Source organism: Kosakonia sp. (assembly GCF_032104925.1).
Classification (GTDB): Bacteria; Pseudomonadota; Gammaproteobacteria; order Enterobacterales; family Enterobacteriaceae; genus Kosakonia.
Map to the genome: position 1 here is coordinate 117,402 of NZ_DAMCGF010000007.1, position 19,578 is coordinate 136,979.

The following is a 19,578-nucleotide window of genomic DNA, read 5'->3' on the forward strand; positions in this document are numbered from 1 at the left end:
GCCGGGCTCTGTTCAGGGAAAGTATTGCCTGGCAGAATGGTTAACCCTGAGCAGCCGCGGGTTCGTTCTCTTCGGCCGTGGCGGAGGGAAGATTCAGAAACGCCATTATCTTTTCTATATCCTCTTTAGAGAATGATTGCGTTTGCCGTATTATTGCTTCAATAAAATCTTCGCATGCATTAGTCATATATATTTTATTCGCCAACGCACGTCCCGGATTACGTTCATCAAAATCAAACAGTTTGTGAAGGGTGCTCTGAACTTTCTCCGGATCGTTTAAAGCTTCCAGGTTAGTGCTTATATTCCCGGAAATAACAGCCAGCCGCGCGGCAAGCGAAATAATTTCCTGGCGAACAGAGGAGGAGAGTTGTCGGGTATTGCTGAGAGATTTTTGGGCGTTATCAAGTTGAAATTGGGCTTTTGCAAGATCAGCTTCAAGCGCCAGCGTTTTTTTGAGCGTCTTTGTTCTGCCTGCATTGATACGATCCATAAACCATTGCCATGCGGCATTTGCGACGCGATCTGACCAGTTAACACCAATGCGTACAAAAGAGGAGAGTAAATTAACAACAAAATCCAGTACCGGCATGGCTATAGACATGCCAAAACCCACCACCAGCGGCCAGTAAAAATAGTTATGCGAGAAATGGTAAGCGCTGGTGATATTTTTAAGGAGGGTTTCTATTTTCTCATCCGACATGGCGATAAGTAATATGTGCTTCCAGTTAAATGCGACCAGTGAGCACAATAAATAGATATACACAGGCCCTTTTAATCGGCTGGAAATAATATTACTGGCAAAACCCGTTATCTGTTCCTTCAAATCTGAATCTGATGCTTTTTCCGTCACAATGCTCCCCTTATTAATATTATTTTCTGTGCGAACTGGCGAAGCGATTATAACCAGAGCTGATGATCTCCGCGATCATCAGGAGTAGTGGGGAGGCAAAACGGTTTTCAGCAAACCGATAGCGATAGAGAAGCAAGGCTGAATTGAATGCCAGTCTCAGATGCTTTCTGCCTTGCCGCTATGGTGAGCGATAGCAAACCCCTGTTCCCGCCAGTGGGCAAGCTGCTGCGCCTGGCTGCGCGTGAGCGGTTTGCCGGTCCAGACAAACAGATGCTGGCCGGGAAAAAATTCCGGGTGAGGGGAGTCGAGCGGTTCGGCGAGGACATCAATGCGCCAGCCCTGCTGTGACAGGCGCCATGCTTCGAGCCATAGATGGGTGCGATCGTCATTTCCCCAGGCGATCAGCAGCGCCGTTTTCGCTGCCTGTTCACGCGCGGTGGCAATGCCTGACGCGGCGAACTCCACTAATACCCCGTCCAGCAGGCTTAACACCACACGTGCGGTATTTTTATCGCGGCTGAGCCGCTGGCGTACCGGCACCAGTATGTCGTCGATAAGCACATCCGCTGCGTGTGTCTGACTCAAGGTGTGAAGGGTGGCGCGCAGCCGGGAGGGATTCACTTGTCGCAGCATCGACATCAACTCTTCCTGCAGTGACGCCCAGCTTGTTTGCCCGGCGAATTTGTTGTCGTCGAGCAAGGCTTTAACTTTGCTTACGGAAATGCCGTTATCGATCCAGCGCTTGATCTCCACAATGCGCTGAATGTCAGACTCATCGAATTGACGATGACCACCTTCACTGCGCTGCGGTTTTAACAGCCCATAGCGACGCTGCCAGGCGCGTAGTGTGACCGGGTTTATCCCGCAGCGTTCGGCAACCTCGCCGATACTATAAAAAGCCATAGCTCCCTCGTACTCTTTAACGCCAGTGTGCTCTTTTCACAGACTAAGTTAACTTTGCAAAGTTGTACAAATCCTTTTTTGTACAACTTCGCTGCACAGCTTATATCATCTCATCTCTTTTTTCTGGCCAGGCCACGGCCGGAATGCCGTTTCCATCCGGGCGCGCGAAAAGGTGTCCCTGGAACTGAGAAATGCCCGCCGATTCAAGCCACATCCACTCTTCCGCCTTTTCGACGCCGACGGCGGAAATAGCAATTTCCAGCGAGGTACAGCATTTGATAATCGCCTGAACAATGGCCTGACGGGAGCCACTTTTGTGCACGTCCGCAATCAGTGCACGGTTGATTTTGATTCGGTCCGGCTGGAATTGCGTCAGCAATACCAGCCCGCCAAACCCGGCACCGAAGTGATCGATTGCCACACGAATACCGGCACCTTTCAGCATTTTTACCGCCTGCGTAAACGCATCAATGCATGAAAACACCGCGCTTTCGTTAAATTCCACGATGACCTGTTCAGGAACCAGCCCGTGCTCTTTAATCGCCTGCACAATAAATTCAGTGGCATCCGGCACCTTTACCAGCGTCATGGGCAGCAGATTTACCGAGAGCGTCTGCGCACCCAGCTTTAACGCCGCGGCCATCGCAAAGGCGACGCGCTTACTTCGTAAATCGGCGGTGTAAATATCATCCCCGGCCATATCGTCGAACCAGTCTTGCGGCGAGCCGCCTACGCGGGTACGCAGCAGCGCTTCGACAGAGACAATCTGGCGGGCAAAGGGGTCAACAATAGGCTGGAAAGCAAAATGGCAGTCGGCACGGCTATCCGGGACGCCTGGCGGCAGGGGTATCGCGTTGCCATCGGCAATAAACTCCCAGGCATCGCCCGGTGGAATTTCGTAGTAGAACTCTTTCTCGCTGTCTTCGACGAAGGTCTGAAAGAACTGCAATGCGCGATCGCCGTAGGTCAGTTGGTATCGCGTTGTGCCTTTATCAAATACGGTCTGCAATACCGCTTCACGATCGTGATCGCGCAAGTCGAACAGCTCCATTCCGGTCTTACCGAAGCGCCTTGACGGCGCGTAGTCTCTGAGCACTTCGACCAGATTGTAATGGCGGTCATCGCCACAGATGTCCTGATAAATAGCCGTAACACTTTCTTCAGGCCCTTCAAGCAATTGAAAAAAATGGGTGCCATTGAATAGCAGGATCCCCGTCACGCTGGCCCGACCATTTTTGATATTGGCGGCTGCGACCATCTCTTCAAGCATCTTAAACGAGACATGGTCATGCAGGTGGCTGCGGTAAATGATGGTGGTAAGCATAGGAGTTCCGGCGGGATATTTAGGAATATTTACCTTAGCAGAAGATAGCCAGGACGTTGTGCCGTTATTCCATTTATTTTCAAATAGTTCGCGTATGTCCGCAGGTGATTATGCAGAAATGTTAACAACTCAGCAGGCATCGATACAGGTAATTTGTACAAGCCTGTTGCGTCCGAGAGCTTTTGTTCTCGTGTTAACTCGATGATTTGTATAAATTTATGGAGTGTTTCTATAGGGGGCTAATTATTTTGTACAATTTCTATGTACATATTAGCAATCTTTGTATAACTTTAATTGTACTTTCCTGACTCATGGACTTTAGAGGATTAACAGATGCAACAGAATGGTTTTCTTCCAAACACAGCGAATGCTGTTACTCGCTACTTTGATAAAGCCACGCTGCCAACGCAGCAAGAAACATTAGGACGCATTGCAGTCGAGATCCTGACCGAAGGCCGCAATCTGAACCGTAAGGCTATTTGTACGAAATTGTTGTCGCGGCTTGAAAAAGCATCTGGCCCGGAAGAGGAGAGCCACTATCACACGCTGATTGGTTTGCTGTTTGATCGTTAAGATGAAAAGACTAATCGCGATAAATGACCTGGTTATTTGAGTCAATTCTCACGGGGCGCCATAAGCTCTGGCAGAACGCTACCACGTGAGAATTGGCTTCATGCCGCAATTGCACTTCGGCAACGGGCGGCAACCCGAGATGCAGTTATGAACAGTAGTGAAATAGAGCAACTGACAGATGAACTTATTGGAGTGGCCGTGTTGTCACTCCTGAAAGACAACTCTCCTATCAGCACCCAGGCCCTGATAGCCCGGCTGCGTTCGATGGAGAGCAGTGAGCCTGACAGCCAACGGCGCAAGATGCTGGGGCGCATTATTGCCGAAATCAGCAATAACACGCTGGGCGAAATGCGCCATGGCGCAGACGCGGTAGGCATGGAATGGAATGAGGATCGCAGGGATAACATTTATCCACTGTTTGGCAACAAGCAGCCGGGCAGTAGTAAAAAACACTGACTGAAGTGCTGATAAGAATGAACTCAACATGGGGTAATGAAATGAGCCAGGCTATGCTTGAAAGTTCTGATGGGTACGAAAATCTTACCGATCTTTCTCTCATGGAATATTTTCGCAGCGGTGGTGAAAAACTTGCAGAGGAATCCGCCATTCTTGGTGTCGCCATCAGACGCATAGTCGCAGCCGATGAACGTATAACCCATAAGGCGTTGATTCTTGAACTTATCCGGATGATCGAAAGCACGGATGATGTGGTACGAAGCGACATTATCCGCAATACACTGGAAATTGTTGTACACCATACGACGGATGATATCTGACCTCAGGAACGAGGGATTATTGCCACCGTCCGCAAAAGCAGACGGTGGCAATAATCTGCCAATAGCGGTTTTTTGCCTTCCTTTATTGGCTTCTACTGGCTCCACTTGTTGAAAACACCATTTGCCAACACCTGCCACACCAGGGTTTTTTTACGCTTGCCTGCCGACGTAGTGATTTGCCGCAATCTGAAAAGTGGCACTATTCTCTGTGCACTGTTTCGTAACGGCATCGCCGCGCCTGGTGGCGACAAAGGGCAATAATGTCAGGTTTTAAGCTCATCCCACTTGCCAGAAAGCTTGCCGTTGGGCTGCTTGTGCTCGGCATCGTTTTTTTTATTGGCCGCGTTTATCAGTCGGAAAAAGGCCCTTCATTGCAGTCATGGCACCGCTGGTCTGCTGATGAAATGTCTGCCGAAGCGATCGACCACGCCCGTTTCGCCGACTATCTTGCGCACGAAGACACGCTTTTCCGCGACATGAAAACGCAGCTCACGGATGCGCTTAGCGACGATGAGAAAACACCGCTTAACCGGTTTTACGCGCAAAGCCGGGTTTACCCCGCCGGTTTTCAACCCAACTGGAACCGCTCTCAGGTATTGATGCCGCAAGGCACTATTCGCGGCGCGGCGGTGTTGCTGCACGGGCTGACGGATTCGCCCTACAGCATGCGTTACCTGGCGCAGGCCTGGCAGCAGCAGGGATTTGTGGTGGTGGTGCCGCGCATGCCGGGGCACGGCACAGCACCGGGCGCGCTGGTGAAAGTGGATCGCGACCAATGGCTGGCGACCACGCGACTGGCTGTGCGGGAAGCCACAAGGCTTGCGGGAGCGTCCGTACCGCTGCATCTTGTCGGCTACTCGAACGGGGGCGCACTGGCCATGCAGTATGCGCTGGATAGCCTTGGCAACAGCGCGCTGCGCCGACCACAACACATCATTCTGTTATCGCCGATGATCGGCGTCCCGTCCTATGCGCGTTTTGCCGGGCTCGCTGGCTGGCCCGCGGCGTTTCCGGCGTTTGCCAAAGCGGCGTGGCTGAATGTGGTGCCAGAATTCAACCCGTATAAATACAATTCGTTTCCGGTTAACGCCGCCCGACAATCATGGTTGCTAACGCAGGCGTTGCAGCAGCAGATCCAGCAGGCCGCGCGCAGCGGACAGATAAAAGACTTACCGCCGGTGCTGACGTTCCAGTCGGTGATGGATTCCACGGTCAGTACCCGCGCGGTGGTCGACGCGCTGTACCGCTATGTGCCGCAAAACGGCAGCGAGTTAGTGCTGTTTGATATCAACCAGGCGGCCAATGCCGGTGCGCTGTTTCGCCCGTCAGCCTCGCTGGCGGTGAATACGCTGCTGCCTGCGCCGCCACGTCGCTACACAACCACCGTCATTACCAATGCCGCCGCCGACAGCGTTGACACGGTTGCCCGCATGACGCCCGCGCAGGCGGTGCAGGAGACGCAGGAGGCGTTACACATTGCCTGGCCGCCGGGGATGTTTTCGCTGTCGCACATTGCGCTGCCGTTTCCACTGAATGACTCCCTGTACGGCCTGTATCCGGCGCAGAATAATCAATACGGCATAAGCCTCGGCGCTATTTCGCTACGCGGCGAAACCAATACGCTGGCGGTGAGTCTTGATACGCTGATGCGCGCCAGTTCCAACCCGTTTTTCCCGTGGATGATGGCGCAAATAAACCAGCGCATTGCGTGCAGCGATAAGCGCGATTTCCCGGCGTGCCTCAATGCTTCTCGCCAGTCGCCAGCCGTCAGGGACGCAGAATAATGCGCCCCAGCACGCGGTTTTCCTCTGCGTAGCGGTGGGCTTGCACCACCTCTTGCAGGGAAAACTCTCTGTCGATGATCACGCTGAATTTGTTATCCCTGACATCCATCAGCAGCGTGTCGATTGAATCTCGTGCTTGCTGGTGGGCAAGTTCACGCCCCCAGAAAAGCCCGCTAATCGTTTGATTAGCTTGCTGTAATGCCACCAGATCGGCGCGGGCATTTCCCCCGGCGTTACCGGCCAGTACCACGGTTCCCCATTCGCGCAGGCAGGCGATGGATTGTTCCAGCGTCGAGCCGACCAGATCGAGAACGCCGTCCACGCCGGCTGCGTTTGTCAGCCGTTTCACCTCGGCGACAATATCCTGCTGGCGGTAATCCAGTGCGACATCAAGTCCGAGCGTTGTCAGTTGGCTTACGCGGGCATCACCGGAAAGCGTGGCGAGCACGCGCGCGCGCTGCGCCTTCGCAAGCTGAATGGCGGCAACCCCAACGCCACCCGCGCCGCCCTGGATAAGCACGCTATCGCCTGCTTTGATCTTTAAGCGTGAAGAGAGCGCCCAGGCAGCCGTGCCAAAACTCACCGGGATAACCGACGCGGAAACAACATCCAGCCCGTCGGGAATGACCCATGACCATTGCGCGGGTGCAACGCGGTACTGGGCATGAGAACCCGCGAGCGCGAGCGTCGCCACACGTTGTCCCGGGTGGCGATCTGTTACCTGCGCACCGACTTCAATAATCGTGCCCGCAGCGGAATAACCAGGAATACCACCTTGCTCGCCGGGGAAGGCCGTGGCGCGATTAATCACATCGCCGCCCTCAAGCGAGATGGCTTCTACGCGGATCAGCACATCGTTCGGACCACAAACAGGTTCGGGGACGTCGGTATAACGTAAAACCTCCGGTTTTCCCGGCTGAAAATAGCGTGCGGCTTTCATCGTTGTCTCCTGTTTTTATCTGCGGGTGAGCATGACAACGCCGCAAGCTCAGCGACGCTACGTCTGCGTATGATGGTTCGCGGCGACGTTCAGCGCTGTTCCTGTTTTCGCCGCAGGGTGAGTAATGGCGTGACTGAAATACCGTGCACCAGCACGCTTAGCGTCACGATGGTGATGGCGATATCGGTTATCGCTCCCGCGTTCTGAAGGCCATGCGTCCAGGCGTAGGCGATATAGTTAAGACTGCCGATCCCGCGAATGCCCAGCCAGCCAAGACTTAACCGATGCAGCACGGATTCACCCGAACGCCAGGTCAGCAGCCAGACGGCGAGGGGGCGAATGATGATAAACACGGTGAAGGCCAGAAGCAGCGCGCTGGCATCCCAGTGGCGTGACAGTGTCACACCAAGCACGATCACCAGCCCGGCGGCCAGCAACCGCTCAACGGTATCGCCAAAGGAGAGCGCATCGCCCACCACCAGACCGACGGATTTGATCGGGTTATGCTCTTCGAGCCCGTGCCGGGTATGCGGATTCACCTGCATCTCGGCGGGCAGGTCGTGATCGTCCTCGCTGGTGTGGCGTTTTTGTACGCTCATCTCGGCGCTACGCAGGCCGATACCGGCAGCGAACGCCGCGAGAAAACCGGACGCGCTGAGCATCATCGCCAGCGAAAAACTCAGGCAAATCAGCGCTAACGCAATAAAATCGCTGGGTGCCACTTCCCCCTGCGCGTGGCGTGAGCGTGTGGCGACCAGGCCAATTAAGCGTCCGAGAACAAAACCGATACCCAGCCCGCCGATCAGCGCCCAGAGCAGATCGACGCTCAACCAGTGAAACCATTCCCCGGCGCTGATTGCGCCACCGGCTTTTTGCCAGACCAGCGCCAGCATCAAAAAGGGCAGCGCGGTGCCATCATTGAGACCCGCTTCACTGGAGAGCGCGATCCTGAGGCGGTCATCATCCTGTGCATCGTTGATAGCCACCAGGCTTGCCAGTACCGGATCGGTAGGGGCGAGAATAGCCGCCAGCGCCAGCGATAACGGCCATGAAAGATCGGCCATAAAATGGGCGGCGAGCATAATCCCGGCAATGGTCAGCAACATAGCGGGCAGCGCCAGCATGATGCCCATTCGCCAGTAAGGCGAGGTAAGCGGCAGGCGGATTTTCAGCCCGGTGATAAAAAGCGACGCCGCCATCGCCATTTCCGTTATCCGGCTGGTAAGCGGGGCGTGGCGAACAATATCAATGCCAATCAGCCCCAGCATCCACGGCCCGCAGGCAATACCCACCAGCAGATAGAGGCCAAAAATGGGCACCGGGACACGGCTTATCCAGCCGTAAGAGAGAGACATAAACAACAACAAACAACCCGCCGCAGCGGTCCAGGCCAGATATTCCATACTACTCCCAAGCAAAATCATCTTCTTAACAGGTATAGCTGCTACCAAAAGATGTGCCAGCAGCGTGCTCCCTAATGCCAGCACGCCGCGCGTGGCGAACGGCGTGCTGGTAACGCATGGGACATTACGCGTGCGGGTTGCACGCCCGTTTACTCCGGTACGTTGCCTTCTCCTTGCTGCGATGGCCATTTCCAGTTCTGCACTTCAGGCAAGTCTTCGCCATATTCGCGAACATACTGATGGTGCGCGGCAATTTTTTGCGCCAGATCCTCCAGGATGTCATCCGCTTTGCCCTGTAACGACGGCACGCGCAAAATCGCCTCCTGCGCCAGGTGAAAACGATCCAGTTCATTGAGTACGGTCATATCAAATGGCGTAGTGGTGGTGCCTTCTTCCATAAAGCCATGCACGTGAAAATGGCGGTGGTTGTTGCGCTGATAAGTGAGGCGGTGAATCAGACTCGGGTAGCCGTGGAAGGCAAAAATCACCGGCTTATCGGCAGTAAACACCGCCTCGAAGGCTTCTTCGCTCAGGCCATGCGGATGCTGATCCTGGGTTTGCAGCGCCATGAGATCCACGACGTTCACCACCTGAACACGCAGCTCCGGCAGGTAATGACGCAGCAGGTCGACCGCAGCGAGGGTTTCCATGGTCGGCACGTCGCCCGCGCAGGCCATCACCACATCCGGAGTTTCGTTCTGCTGCACGTTTCCGGCCCATGACCAGATCCCCATTCCTGCAGCGCAGTGTTTTGCCGCGTCGTCGAGGTTTAACCACTGAGGCGCAGGCTGTTTCCCGGCGACGATGACATTAATGCGATCCCAGGTTTTCAGGCAGTGGTCGGCGACACACAGCAGGGTATTGGCATCCGGCGGCAGGTAGATGCGCACAATATCCGCTTTTTTATTGGCGACATGATCGATAAAACCGGGGTCCTGATGGCTGTAGCCATTGTGATCCTGGCGCCAGACATGCGAGGAGAGCAGGTAGTTGAGCGACGATATCGGCGCGCGCCAGGGCAGGTTGCGCGTCACTTTCAGCCACTTCGCATGCTGGTTAAACATCGAGTCGACAATATGAATAAACGCCTCATAACAGTTGAACAGCCCGTGACGCCCGGTCAGCAAATAGCCCTCAAGCCAGCCCTGGCATTGATGTTCGCTCAGGATCTCCATCACCCGGCCATCGCGCGCCAGTTGCTCATCATAGGGTTTAAGCGGCTCCTGCCAGGTGCGATTCGTTACGTCGAATACTTTACTCAACCGGTTGGAGGCCGTTTCGTCGGGGCCAAACAGCCGGAAATTATCGCGGTTGTGTTCGAAAATACCGGCCAGATAGGCGCCCAGCGCGGCGGTGGATTCGGCCTGCGTTTCGCCCGGGGAGGTCACTTCGACGGCGTAGTGATGCAGGTCCGGCGTCACCAGTTCCCGGCGTAAACGACCACCGTTGGCCCACGGCGACGCGCCCATGCGCTTGTCGCCGACCGGGGCCAGTACCTGTAGTTCTGTTTTGAGTTGTCCCGATGCATCGAAAAGATCGTCTGGCTGATAGCTGCGCATCCACTGTTCCAGCAGTTGCCGGTGCTCATCGTTTTCACGGCATGATGAAACCGGAACCTGGTGCGCGCGCCAGAAATCCTCCACTTTTTTGCCATCGACGGTTTGCGGGCCTGTCCAGCCTTTGGGGCTGCGCAGAATGATCAGTGGCCAGCGCGGCACGGTGGTCTGCGCCTCGCCACTGCGCGCCTGCTGCTGATAGTCACGGATGCTGTTCAGCGCCTGTTCCAGCGTTTGTGCCATCTGGCGGTGCATCCTGGCGGGTTCATGGCCGCTGACAAACAGCGGTTCGTAGCCGTAGCCGCGAAAGAGCTGTTGTAAATCATCATCGCTGGTGCGCCCGAGAAGCGTCGGGTTGGCAATTTTGTACCCGTTCAGGTGCAGGATCGGTAGTACCGCGCCGTCGCGGGCGGCGTTGAGAAATTTTATGCCGTGCCAGCTCGAGGCCAGCGGGCCGGTTTCCGCTTCGCCATCGCCAATCACGCAGGCGGCAATCAGGGACGGGTTATCGAACACCGCGCCAAACGCATGAGCAAGTGAGTAACCCAGCTCGCCGCCTTCATTAATCGAACCGGGCGTTTCGGGCGCGGCGTGGCTGGGGATGCCGCCGGGGAAAGAAAACTGGCGGAACAGCTTCTTCATGCCGTCGGCGTTCTGGCTTATCTGCGGGTAGATTTCGCTGTAGCTCCCCTCAAGCCAGGTGTTGGCCACCATGCCTGGCCCGCCATGGCCGGGGCCGCAGATATAAATCATATCGAGATCGCGCTGGCGTATGGCGCGGTTGAGATGAACATAGATAAAATTCAGCCCCGGCGTGGTACCCCAGTGGCCCAGTAGGCGCGGTTTGATATGTTCCGGCCTGAGCGGCTCGCGCAGTAGCGGGTTATCCATCAGGTAGATTTGCCCGACAGAGAGATAATTGGCCGCGCGCCAGTAGCGATCAAGCAGCTGAATTTCGTGGTCAGAGAGAGACGATATCTGTGTCATGCTTTCCTCGCGTCGTCAGAAGGTAAACCAGGCGTTGCCCTTGCAGGCGAACAAATTTCCCTTTAAGCCTGGCACACCGTGTTTTCTGATGACGAAATGAACAGCATCACGTTCCCTTTTTCGTGCAAAACCGGACGATCAACCGGGTCCTTCACTGCCTGCGGCCAGCAGCGGAACCACCACATCGCTGATGGGGGTGGCGATGCCATGCGTGCGGCCATAGCGCTGCACCACGCCGTTACGGATATCCCACTCCAGCGGGCGATTCGCCTGGCGGTCGGCGAGAATTGACGTGCCTAAGTCCGCTGGCGCACGGTGAAAACCGTCCACAATCTCCCGGGCAACGTTATCGCTGAGCACCGCGCCTTCCGCCCGCGCAACCGTCAGGCATTCACGCAAGTACGCCAGCGCCAGCGCGGTGATATCCTCGCGTGTGAACATGCCGGCGCGGCGATTGGCGAGCACCATCAGGCCAGCGACCGCATTCTGCAACAGCTTGCGCCAGGCGATCGACGTAAAATCCGCCGACAATTCAACCGCGCAACGTGTGTCGCTGAGCGCTTTCACCACCCGTTCTGCCTGCGGCACGTCCGGCAGCGTCAGGCGCGGTCTGGCGCGCAGCCAGACAGAGGCATCCGGCTCACGCTGCGCCGGGAACCAGACGACGGACGGCAGCACGCTTGCGCCGTTGACCAGTGGAGCGAGCTGGTTTTTTTGCTCGACGCCATTTTGCAGTGCGCACACAACGGTGTTTTCATCGCATAACGTCGCCAGCCAGGCGGCGCTCTGCGCAACCTGCGTAGTTTTCACCGCCACAAACACCAGATCGAACGGCTTATGCAGCGCTGCCGGATCGCTCAATACCGGGCCGGGCACCACAATTTCCCCCTCATCGTGGCGCAGAATCAACTGCGGGTGCGCGGTACGTCCGCATAAAACGGGCGCGTGGCCCACTTCGTGCAGCGCCGCCGCGATAGTCGTGCCGATAGCCCCCGGGCCAAGCAGCGCAATTGTCGGAAAATCAGACATGGTGAGTTCTCCTGATGTGGTTAACCAATCATTACCGTGCCGGTCGCGATCACCGTACACGCCAGCACTTTTCTTAGCGTTAACGTCTCGCCGAGAAACAGATAACCCAGTAGCGCCGCAAACAGAACGCTGGTTTCACGCAGCGCTGAAACTGCCCCCATTGGCGCGGTCGCCATCGCATAAATAATGATGCCGTAAGCCAGCAGCGAAACCAGCCCGCCGGCGGCGGCAGGCAATACATCGGGACGCCAGCGCAGTAAACTTTTTGCACCGCGAAGCCCGATATAGAGCGCGGGCATCAGCGCGCCCCATAACGCACTCATCCACACGGTATAGGCGATGGCATTACCCGCGATGCGCACGCCAATGCCATCCACCACGCTATAAGCGGCGATAAACGCGCCAGTGACCAGCGAATATGTCAGACCCGGTAGCGCCAGGCGACGGCGTTGCAGGGCAAGCAGCAGAATACCGCCGGAAATCAACCCAATGCCAGCCAGCGCGTTCACGGCCATTTTTTCCCCGGCAAACAGAGCCGCCGCCAGGGTCACCATCAGCGGTGAAGCACCGCGCGCAATCGGGTAGGATTGCCCGAGATCGCCGCTCTGATAACTGCGTACCAGAAACAGGTTATAACCGACATGCAGCACCGCTGACAGCAGCGCATATTTCCAGCTGGCATAAGCCGGCAAGGGTAAAAACGGCGCCACGACAATGCAGGTGAGGGCTATCGTCGCGCACATGATGGTCATGGACCATAAGCGATCCGTGCCGCCGCGTAACAGCGTATTCCAGCTGGCGTGCAGCAGGGCGGCGAATAACGTCAGTAAAACAAGGTAAGTGGGCATGTATCGATGCTAATCAGCACATGCCCGGATGAAAAGTGAAGTGTCATCACACCGGCATGAATAAATACTCATACTTAGCGATAGTTAAGCTGTGCCTGTTGTGACTCTGCTAACAGCCAGCTGCGGAATGTCACAATGTGCGGCTGTGTTTCGATCCCCTGCGGGCAGACAAAATAATAGGCGGCCGGCGACGGGAAAGGCACGTCAAAAAGCCGCACCAGCGAGCCATCGGCGATCTCCTTTTCAACGTGCCCACTGCGCGCCAGCGCAATTCCCTGGCCCAGTAACGCCGCTTCGATGGTCATATTGGTATCGGCGAAACGCACGTTCTCATGCAGCACATCGGTATTAACGCCGACCTGCTTAAACCAGGCGTCCCATTTGGGAACCAGATCGGCGCCATCGCGCGTCAGCAGCGGGTAGCGCAGCAGTTCGGCAGGTTCATCCGGCGTGCCAAAACGCTGCAAAAGTGCCGGGCTGGCAACCGGGAAAAGCTGCTCGCGGAACATAAATTCTGTATGCAGCGCCGGATAATTCCCGTGACCAAAGCGGATCGCCACATCAGCATCGGTGCTGGCGAAGTTAATGGCCTGATCGGTGCTTTCCAGCGTCACCAGAATTTCCGGGTGTAAGCGCGCCAGATCCGGCAAGCGTGGGAGCAACCATTTCAGCGCAAAAGAGTAAGTGGTGTTGACGCGCAGCCGCACCCGGCCTTTTTGCTCGCGCAAATCCGCCAGCGTGGTTTCCAGTTTGCTGAAAAATTCACGTACCAGCGGGGCGAGCGCGGCACCGGCTGGCGTCAGGCTGAGGGTTTTGCCGCGCTGAAACAGCGGTAATCCCCAGATGTCCTCGAGATTTTTTAGCTGATGGCTGACGGCACTTTGCGTTATACACAGCTCTGCCGCCGCCGCGGTAAAGGTGGTGTGGCGGGTTGCCACTTCAAAGGCGCGCAGTGTCGCAGTGGGGGGAAGATCACGCATCTTACGGTTCCTGTTAATGAGCTAATGCTCATAACACCCTATGCCGAAACCGTGGGGAAAGCTACGCTAACAGAACAGTAAGCTGCCGCCATTCAGAGCAGGGTAACGGTGCTGTCTAACCAGTCCGGAAGATGTTGCCGATACCAGGCGAGATAGCGCTGAAGATCGGTTTTCTGCCGCTCAGCAAGCAGCGTGACCACTTCGGTGACAATCCACGCTTTGGCGATGGCAATCTCCCGGCCGAGTTCGCGCGGTGTTGCATGATCCGCAATACGACAATAGCGCCCGGCAAGCGCCTGAAAAGCGTGTGTGGTGCCCATCCCTTTTATCAGCGGCGCGAGGTCAATCGCCGGGCTTCCCGTGGAAAATCGTTCCCAGTCGAAGAGCACCAGCTCGCCGTTATCCCGTCGCCCCCAGTTACCCGCATTGCTGTCGCCGGAAATTAACCCCGGATGGCGAAAGAGCACCTCGCTGGATTGCTGAAAACGGCGCAGTTGTTGCGAAGCCGGTTCCGGCAATGCCAGCAGCGCCAGCGATTTTTCCAGCGCGGAAACTGACCAGCTGTGCGGGTGATAGCGCCATGACGCCTCTGGCGCAACGCGATGCAAGCGAGCCAGCATCGCTAACACCTCATCACCTGCCACGGCATCCTGCGAAACCGGGTGAGGAATATACTCAAGCCTTACTAACTGTCGCGCCGGATCGGCGAATAACAGCCCTGGCGAGGCAATCTTTGCCGCGTTGAGCCGGTGCGCCGCATGTTGATAGAAAGCATATTCAACCTCACTGACGGGATATTTCTCAATGACGCGCTGGCCATGCTCATCAACAAAAAGCGTCACGTTTGCAGCCCCCATTTTTGATAAATCCTGAGCTGTCATCCCTTATTCCTTGCGCGCTGGTCGAGCGTTTCAGTGTAGCCTGGAGGGGGGCGACGCGAAGAGCGGTTTATTCCTGCGTCGACTGCTCCTGCGCAAGCAGGCGATATTGTCTTGGCGTTAACTGATACTGTTCGCGAAACGCGCGGCAGAATGTCGATTGCTGCTGGTAACCCAGGTGCAGCGCAATATCCGTAATAGAGCGATGCGTTTCGCTCAGCAACGCTTTCGCAATCACCATGCGCCGGTAGCGGATATACACGCCAGGCGACATGCCGGCGATTTGTTTAAAACCGCGCTGGAAATGCCAGGCGGAGTAACCGGATTTTTTCGCTAACACGCCAAGCGGTAACGGTTCGGCAATATTGCGCTCTATCCACTGGAGAATATCCTGGATGGTTAAGCTCATCAGATATAACGAGGACTTTTTTCTCATTTCAATTCCCGCTGTTAATGCGCGGCGTTTAGGGAAGTTATCTCTGTTTCCTCCCCGAACGCAAAAGCGTCATTCTGTTTACGGGCAGATAACCTGTTTCCGCCCATCAGGTGATCCGCATCAGCAATCTTCAATAATTAAGTAGACGGCATTAAGCGGCCCGTGGACGCCGACAACTTTAATCAGCTCAATATCGGCCGTCGAACTTGGTCCGGCGATAAGATTGATACACGAGGGAAGCGTTTCGCCTTCCTGCACCCGCTGGCGCAAAACGTGCGCCAGTTGTGTGACGCCATACAGCAACCTGCTCTTATAGATAACGAACAGGGTGGTGGTGGGCAGCAGGCTGATAGCACGCCCCTGTGACGGGGAGGAAAAGAGCACCACACCGCCGGTTTCGCACAGACCATATTCGGCGTAGACCACGCCAATGCTGGCTTGTGCGGCGCGACGCAGATTCTCTTCTCCGTCCGATGACGCCCAGCAATGTGCTGGAAACCTGTTCTGCAAATGCGCGGTGATCCCGACGTTTGCCAGCCGGGCGTCGCCGCTAATCAGCAGCGGACCGCCGCCGTACTGGTTACAGATCCGTTCGGCAAGCTGGGGAATTTGCGCCAGCGGAGCCACTTCGCAGTGGGCCTGCATAACCGTGGTCGCATATTCGATAAAACTGTCGCAGGGGTGCTGCTGGATCTGTCCGGCATAGCGGCTTGTCAGCGGAGCGTGTCCGGCAAACTCCAGCGGCTGCGGTATCTGACGCGGTTCGCGACCGAGCCGTCCGGCAATTTTTTGCATAAACGCATCACGGTTTTCCATCAGGCTTGCTCCCCGTTTTTATGCTGTTTTTGGTGTTTTTTAAACCAACTGCGGAAACTCTCGCCATCGGCAGCGGGCAGATCGCGGGCCTCCGTCCACTTGCCGATGGCTGAGATCGTAAAGGGCATCTTGCCGTTGCGGATCATCAGTTGGGCGGCGCGTGCCCCAGCGACCATGCCTACTTTCCACAGCCGGGGGTGACGGTTGGCGTAATTGAACAGGTGAACGGTGTGTCTTTCCATGGCGGGCGTTCTTCCGCTTTCCGCCAGCGTGCGGCGGTGTTCAAGGATCAGTGACGACAGCGGAATGCGCACCGGGCAGACATCATCGCAGGCGGTACATAACGAGCAGGCATAGGGCAGGTTTTTGAAATCATCATAACCGCCGAGCAACGGCGTAAGCACCGCGCCAACCGGGCCGGGATAGATTGAGCCGTAACCGTGTCCTCCGATATGACGGTAGGCCGGGCAGGTATTCATGCAGGCACCGCAGCGGATGCAGCGCAGGATGTCCTGGAAAGGCGAGCCCAGCACCTGCGAGCGACCATTGTCGACAATAACCAGATGGAACGATTCCGGCCCGTCGCTCTCCATGCTGCCTTTCGCGCCGGTAAGCCAGGTGTTATATCCCGTAAGACGGGCGCCAACCGCGCTGCGCGCCAGCATGGTGAGGATGACGTCCAGCTCGGCGAATGTCGGCACCACGCGCTCCATGCCCATCACGGCGATATGCGTTTTTGGCACGGTGGTACAAAGCCGGGCATTGCCTTCATTGCTCACCAGGCTGAGCGTGCCGGTTTCCGCGACTGCAAAGTTGCAGCCAGTAATGCCGATGTCGGCGCTGAGGAAATCCTCGCGGATCTTCTGGCGAATAAAACGCGTCATGGCTTCCGGCGTTTCGGGGCCGTTATAACCCAGTTTTTCGCGCAACACCTGCTGAATTTGATGGCGATCCCGATGAATGGCCGGGACAACCACGTGTGAGGGGGCATCTTTGGCGAGTTGCAGAATATACTCGCCCAGATCCGTTTCCACGACCTCAATGCCAGCCGCTTCAAGCGCGGCGTTCATGCCGATCTCTTCGGTGACCATCGACTTCGATTTAACGATTTTGCGTGCCTGTTTTTCCCCGGCAACCTGCAAAATATAGCGGGTGGCATCTTCATGCGTATCGGCGAAAAAGACGTGACCGCCGTTAGCGCGGATCTTTTCGCTTAACTGGTAAAGATAGGCATCGAGATTGTCGAGAACATGGGCACGAATTTCAGCGGCGCGCGAGCGCCAGTCGGGCCAGTTTTCCAGTTCATCGACCATCTTCTGCCGGTTGATACCGATCCTATCCTGCGCGTTCGCCACGGCGTGGCGCATTACCGGATCGTCAATTTGCTGCTGTACCCGGTCATAAAAAGGAACATTGCTGGTTTTTAGCGACATAGTGTTTCCTTAGCGGCTCATCAGCACATCAGCGATATGCAGCACACGCACATTCTGGCCTTCACGCTGTAAACGCCCGCCGATATTCAGCAGGCAACTGGCATCCGCGCCGATCAGGTAATCCGGCCTGGCTTGCATGATATGCGCGACCTTTTCTTTCACCATCTCGCCGGAAATTTCGGCCATTTTGACCGAAAAGGTGCCGCCAAATCCGCAGCAGGTTTCCTGGGCGCCAAACGGTACAATTTCCAGATCACGCACTTCGCGCAGCAGTATTAGCGGTTCATCACGTACCCCGAGCTTACGAAACAGGCTGCATGAGGGGTGATAGACCGCCCGTCCTGGCAGGCGCGCGCCGACGTCGGTTACGCCAAGCTGGTTAACGATAAAGGAGGTCAGATCAACCATGCGGCTGGCAACCTTCGCGGCGCGCATCGCCCACTCAGGTTCATCGACCAGCCAGTCCCCATAGTGGCGGATCGCGTTCATGCAGGAACCGGCAGGCGAGATAATCGGGTAGTCGTTGATTTCCAGCGCCGCAATTTGCGCTTTCATACCCGGCAAGGCGTCACGAATGTAGCCGCTATTAATTGCCGGTTGACCGCAGCAGCCCTGTTTTTCAGGAAACTGCACATGGCAGCCTAACTGTTCGAGTAGCAGGACACTGTTTCGCGCCATGCGCGATTTAAGTGCGTCCCCAATGCAGGTAACAAAAAAATTTACGTTCATATTATTTAGCTTCCAGCGAAGATAACGGCATAACGTTATTTTTCATTTCAGGCAGGCGGCGAGGGCGTTTGCGCTTACCTGTTTACGCGTCTCTTTAGCGCGCCACGCGCAGCCCGCCAGTGACGCCGCGGCTTAATACGATCTGCCAGAGCTGGATATTTCTGGCGCGAAATGCGCCCGCGCAGGCGGTGAGGTAATAATTAAACATGCGATGAAATTGCGTGGAGTAATTGCCCGCTATTTGCGGCCAGGCCTGATTAAAACGGCGATGCCAGGCCATTAATGTTTTGTCGTAATCGGCACCGAAATTATGCACATCTTCGATAACAAAATAGGGCTCGCTGGCTTCGGTAATCTGTTTTAAGGAGGGCAGGCAGCCATTCGGGAAAATGTATTTATTGATCCAGGGATCGACATTATGCAGGGTTTTATTCGACCCGATGGAGTGCAGTAAAAACAGACCATCCGGCTTCAGGCAGCGATCGACGGCGTTAAAGTAGGTCGCATAGTTTTTCGGCCCGACATGTTCGAACATGCCGACGGAGACGATGCGGTCATAGCGTTTATCCAGATCGCGGTAATCCTGCAACAGGATGCGAATATCCAGCCCCTCGCTGTGGCTTTCGGCGTAGGCTTTTTGCTCTGCCGAAATGGTGATGCCTTCAACGCTGACACCATAATGGCGCGCCGCGTATTGCGCTAAACCGCCCCAGCCGCAGCCTATATCCAGCAGCGTCATGCCTGGTTTAAGCTGCAGTTTTTCACAGATCAGCGCGAGCTTATCCTCCTGCGCCGCGCAGAGTTCATCGGCGTTTTTCCAGTAACCGCAAGAGTACTGCATATGGGGATCGAGCATGCGGCTAAACAGATCGTTACCCAGATCGTAATGCACTTCGCCCACTTGCCAGGCGCGGCGACGGGACTGAGGGTTGATGATGCGCGCCGCGGCAATGCGCATCAGGTCGGCCAAACGCGCCGGGCGCTGCTCATCAAGTCTGGCGCGCAATAGCTTGTCAAAAAACGCATCGAGCTGTTTGCAATCCCACCAGCCCTCCATATAACTTTCACCGAGCCCGAGTGAACCCTGCTGCAACACCCGCCTGAAAAAACGCGTGTCATGCACGCGGATATCCCAGGGTTCGGGACCATTAATCATGATGCCTGCCTGGGACAGCAGTTCCTGGACAATCCGCAGCCAGTGGCCGGGTTTACTGATCACATCGACGGTACATTCGTTAGCCATCATCTTTCCTTCAACGTAGCGTGCGCTCAGCCGGTAATTCCCCCGTTATTCACTGCCCGTCAGTGCGAAAAAGGCTTATCGCTCAGGCAG

At 55.9% G+C, this 19,578-nt stretch carries 20 protein-coding genes; 5 read left to right on the forward strand and 15 right to left on the reverse strand.

Features of this window, described 5'->3' with window-relative positions:
* Positions 1–40: 40 nt before the first annotated feature.
* The 3 genes from RT644_RS15670 to RT644_RS15680 all read right to left on the reverse strand — a co-directional run bounded on the left by RT644_RS15670 (position 41) and on the right by RT644_RS15680 (position 3,077).
* A complete protein-coding gene (locus RT644_RS15670; RefSeq protein WP_313627240.1) occupies positions 41–850 on the reverse strand; it encodes a hypothetical protein in 810 nt (269 codons plus the stop codon).
* Positions 851–1,006: 156 nt separating this feature from the next.
* A complete protein-coding gene (locus tag RT644_RS15675) occupies positions 1,007–1,753 on the reverse strand; it encodes a MerR family transcriptional regulator (protein ID WP_097405835.1) in 747 nt (248 codons plus the stop codon).
* A 100-nt stretch (positions 1,754–1,853) separates the two neighbouring features.
* Entirely contained in the window at positions 1,854–3,077 is a 1,224-nt protein-coding gene (locus RT644_RS15680) for a diguanylate phosphodiesterase (RefSeq protein ID WP_313627241.1), read from the reverse strand.
* Positions 3,078–3,410: 333 nt separating this feature from the next.
* On the opposite strand from RT644_RS15680, the gene ycgZ reads away from it, so the two are divergent.
* From ycgZ to RT644_RS15705, 5 genes are all read left to right on the forward strand, one after another.
* Complete coding sequence (gene ycgZ / locus RT644_RS15685; RefSeq protein WP_016495733.1) at positions 3,411–3,650, forward strand: regulatory protein YcgZ; 240 nt, start codon at positions 3,411–3,413, stop codon at positions 3,648–3,650.
* A 147-nt stretch (positions 3,651–3,797) separates the two neighbouring features.
* Positions 3,798–4,106 (forward strand): hypothetical protein, encoded by a 309-nt coding sequence (locus RT644_RS15690; protein ID WP_045509656.1) that lies wholly within the window; start codon positions 3,798–3,800, stop codon positions 4,104–4,106.
* Positions 4,107–4,147: 41 nt separating this feature from the next.
* Positions 4,148–4,426, forward strand: a complete 279-nt coding sequence (locus RT644_RS15695) for a biofilm development regulator YmgB/AriR family protein (RefSeq protein WP_170956311.1) — start codon at positions 4,148–4,150, stop codon at positions 4,424–4,426.
* Between the two features lie 108 nt (positions 4,427–4,534).
* On the forward strand, positions 4,535–4,687 hold the full coding sequence (locus RT644_RS15700; protein WP_160269839.1) for a hypothetical protein: 153 nt from the start codon (positions 4,535–4,537) through the stop codon (positions 4,685–4,687).
* Complete coding sequence (locus RT644_RS15705) at positions 4,687–6,210, forward strand: alpha/beta hydrolase (RefSeq protein ID WP_313627242.1); 1,524 nt, start codon at positions 4,687–4,689, stop codon at positions 6,208–6,210. The genes RT644_RS15700 and RT644_RS15705 overlap by 1 nt, the downstream gene beginning before the upstream one ends.
* On the opposite strand, the gene RT644_RS15710 is transcribed toward RT644_RS15705, so the two are convergent.
* From RT644_RS15710 to cfa, 12 genes are all read right to left on the reverse strand, one after another.
* A complete protein-coding gene (locus tag RT644_RS15710; protein ID WP_313627243.1) occupies positions 6,194–7,150 on the reverse strand; it encodes a zinc-binding alcohol dehydrogenase family protein in 957 nt (318 codons plus the stop codon). The genes RT644_RS15705 and RT644_RS15710 overlap by 17 nt on opposite strands.
* Positions 7,151–7,239: 89 nt before the next feature.
* Complete coding sequence (locus tag RT644_RS15715; protein WP_269231142.1) at positions 7,240–8,553, reverse strand: sodium:proton antiporter; 1,314 nt, start codon at positions 8,551–8,553, stop codon at positions 7,240–7,242.
* 149 nt (positions 8,554–8,702) lie between these two features.
* Positions 8,703–11,096, reverse strand: coding sequence for a phosphoketolase family protein (locus tag RT644_RS15720; RefSeq protein ID WP_313627244.1), 2,394 nt, complete (start codon positions 11,094–11,096; stop codon positions 8,703–8,705).
* Positions 11,097–11,234: 138 nt separating this feature from the next.
* Positions 11,235–12,125 carry an oxidoreductase gene (locus RT644_RS15725; RefSeq protein WP_045509638.1) on the reverse strand — a complete coding sequence of 297 codons (891 nt, stop codon included), beginning with the start codon at positions 12,123–12,125 and terminating at the stop codon, positions 11,235–11,237.
* 20 nt (positions 12,126–12,145) lie between these two features.
* Positions 12,146–12,973, reverse strand: coding sequence for a DMT family transporter (locus tag RT644_RS15730; protein WP_313627245.1), 828 nt, complete (start codon positions 12,971–12,973; stop codon positions 12,146–12,148).
* 74 nt (positions 12,974–13,047) lie between these two features.
* The gene (gene gcvA / locus RT644_RS15735; RefSeq protein ID WP_045509633.1) at positions 13,048–13,953 is read right to left on the reverse strand and encodes a transcriptional regulator GcvA; all 906 of its coding nucleotides are present in this window, start codon (positions 13,951–13,953) and stop codon (positions 13,048–13,050) included.
* 92 nt (positions 13,954–14,045) lie between these two features.
* Complete coding sequence (locus RT644_RS15740; RefSeq protein ID WP_313627246.1) at positions 14,046–14,834, reverse strand: phosphotransferase; 789 nt, start codon at positions 14,832–14,834, stop codon at positions 14,046–14,048.
* Between the two features lie 67 nt (positions 14,835–14,901).
* Complete coding sequence (locus tag RT644_RS15745) at positions 14,902–15,267, reverse strand: helix-turn-helix transcriptional regulator (protein ID WP_082071774.1); 366 nt, start codon at positions 15,265–15,267, stop codon at positions 14,902–14,904.
* Between the two features lie 120 nt (positions 15,268–15,387).
* On the reverse strand, positions 15,388–16,083 hold the full coding sequence (locus RT644_RS15750) for a lactate utilization protein C (protein ID WP_313627247.1): 696 nt from the start codon (positions 16,081–16,083) through the stop codon (positions 15,388–15,390).
* Positions 16,083–17,516, reverse strand: a complete 1,434-nt coding sequence (locus RT644_RS15755; RefSeq protein WP_097405849.1) for a LutB/LldF family L-lactate oxidation iron-sulfur protein — start codon at positions 17,514–17,516, stop codon at positions 16,083–16,085. Before RT644_RS15755 ends, RT644_RS15750 begins: the two co-directional genes overlap by 1 nt.
* A 9-nt stretch (positions 17,517–17,525) precedes the next feature.
* The gene (locus tag RT644_RS15760) at positions 17,526–18,245 is read right to left on the reverse strand and encodes a (Fe-S)-binding protein (RefSeq protein WP_313627248.1); all 720 of its coding nucleotides are present in this window, start codon (positions 18,243–18,245) and stop codon (positions 17,526–17,528) included.
* A 94-nt stretch (positions 18,246–18,339) separates the two neighbouring features.
* Complete coding sequence (gene cfa / locus RT644_RS15765) at positions 18,340–19,488, reverse strand: cyclopropane fatty acyl phospholipid synthase (RefSeq protein ID WP_016495748.1); 1,149 nt, start codon at positions 19,486–19,488, stop codon at positions 18,340–18,342.
* Positions 19,489–19,578: the final 90 nt, after the last annotated feature.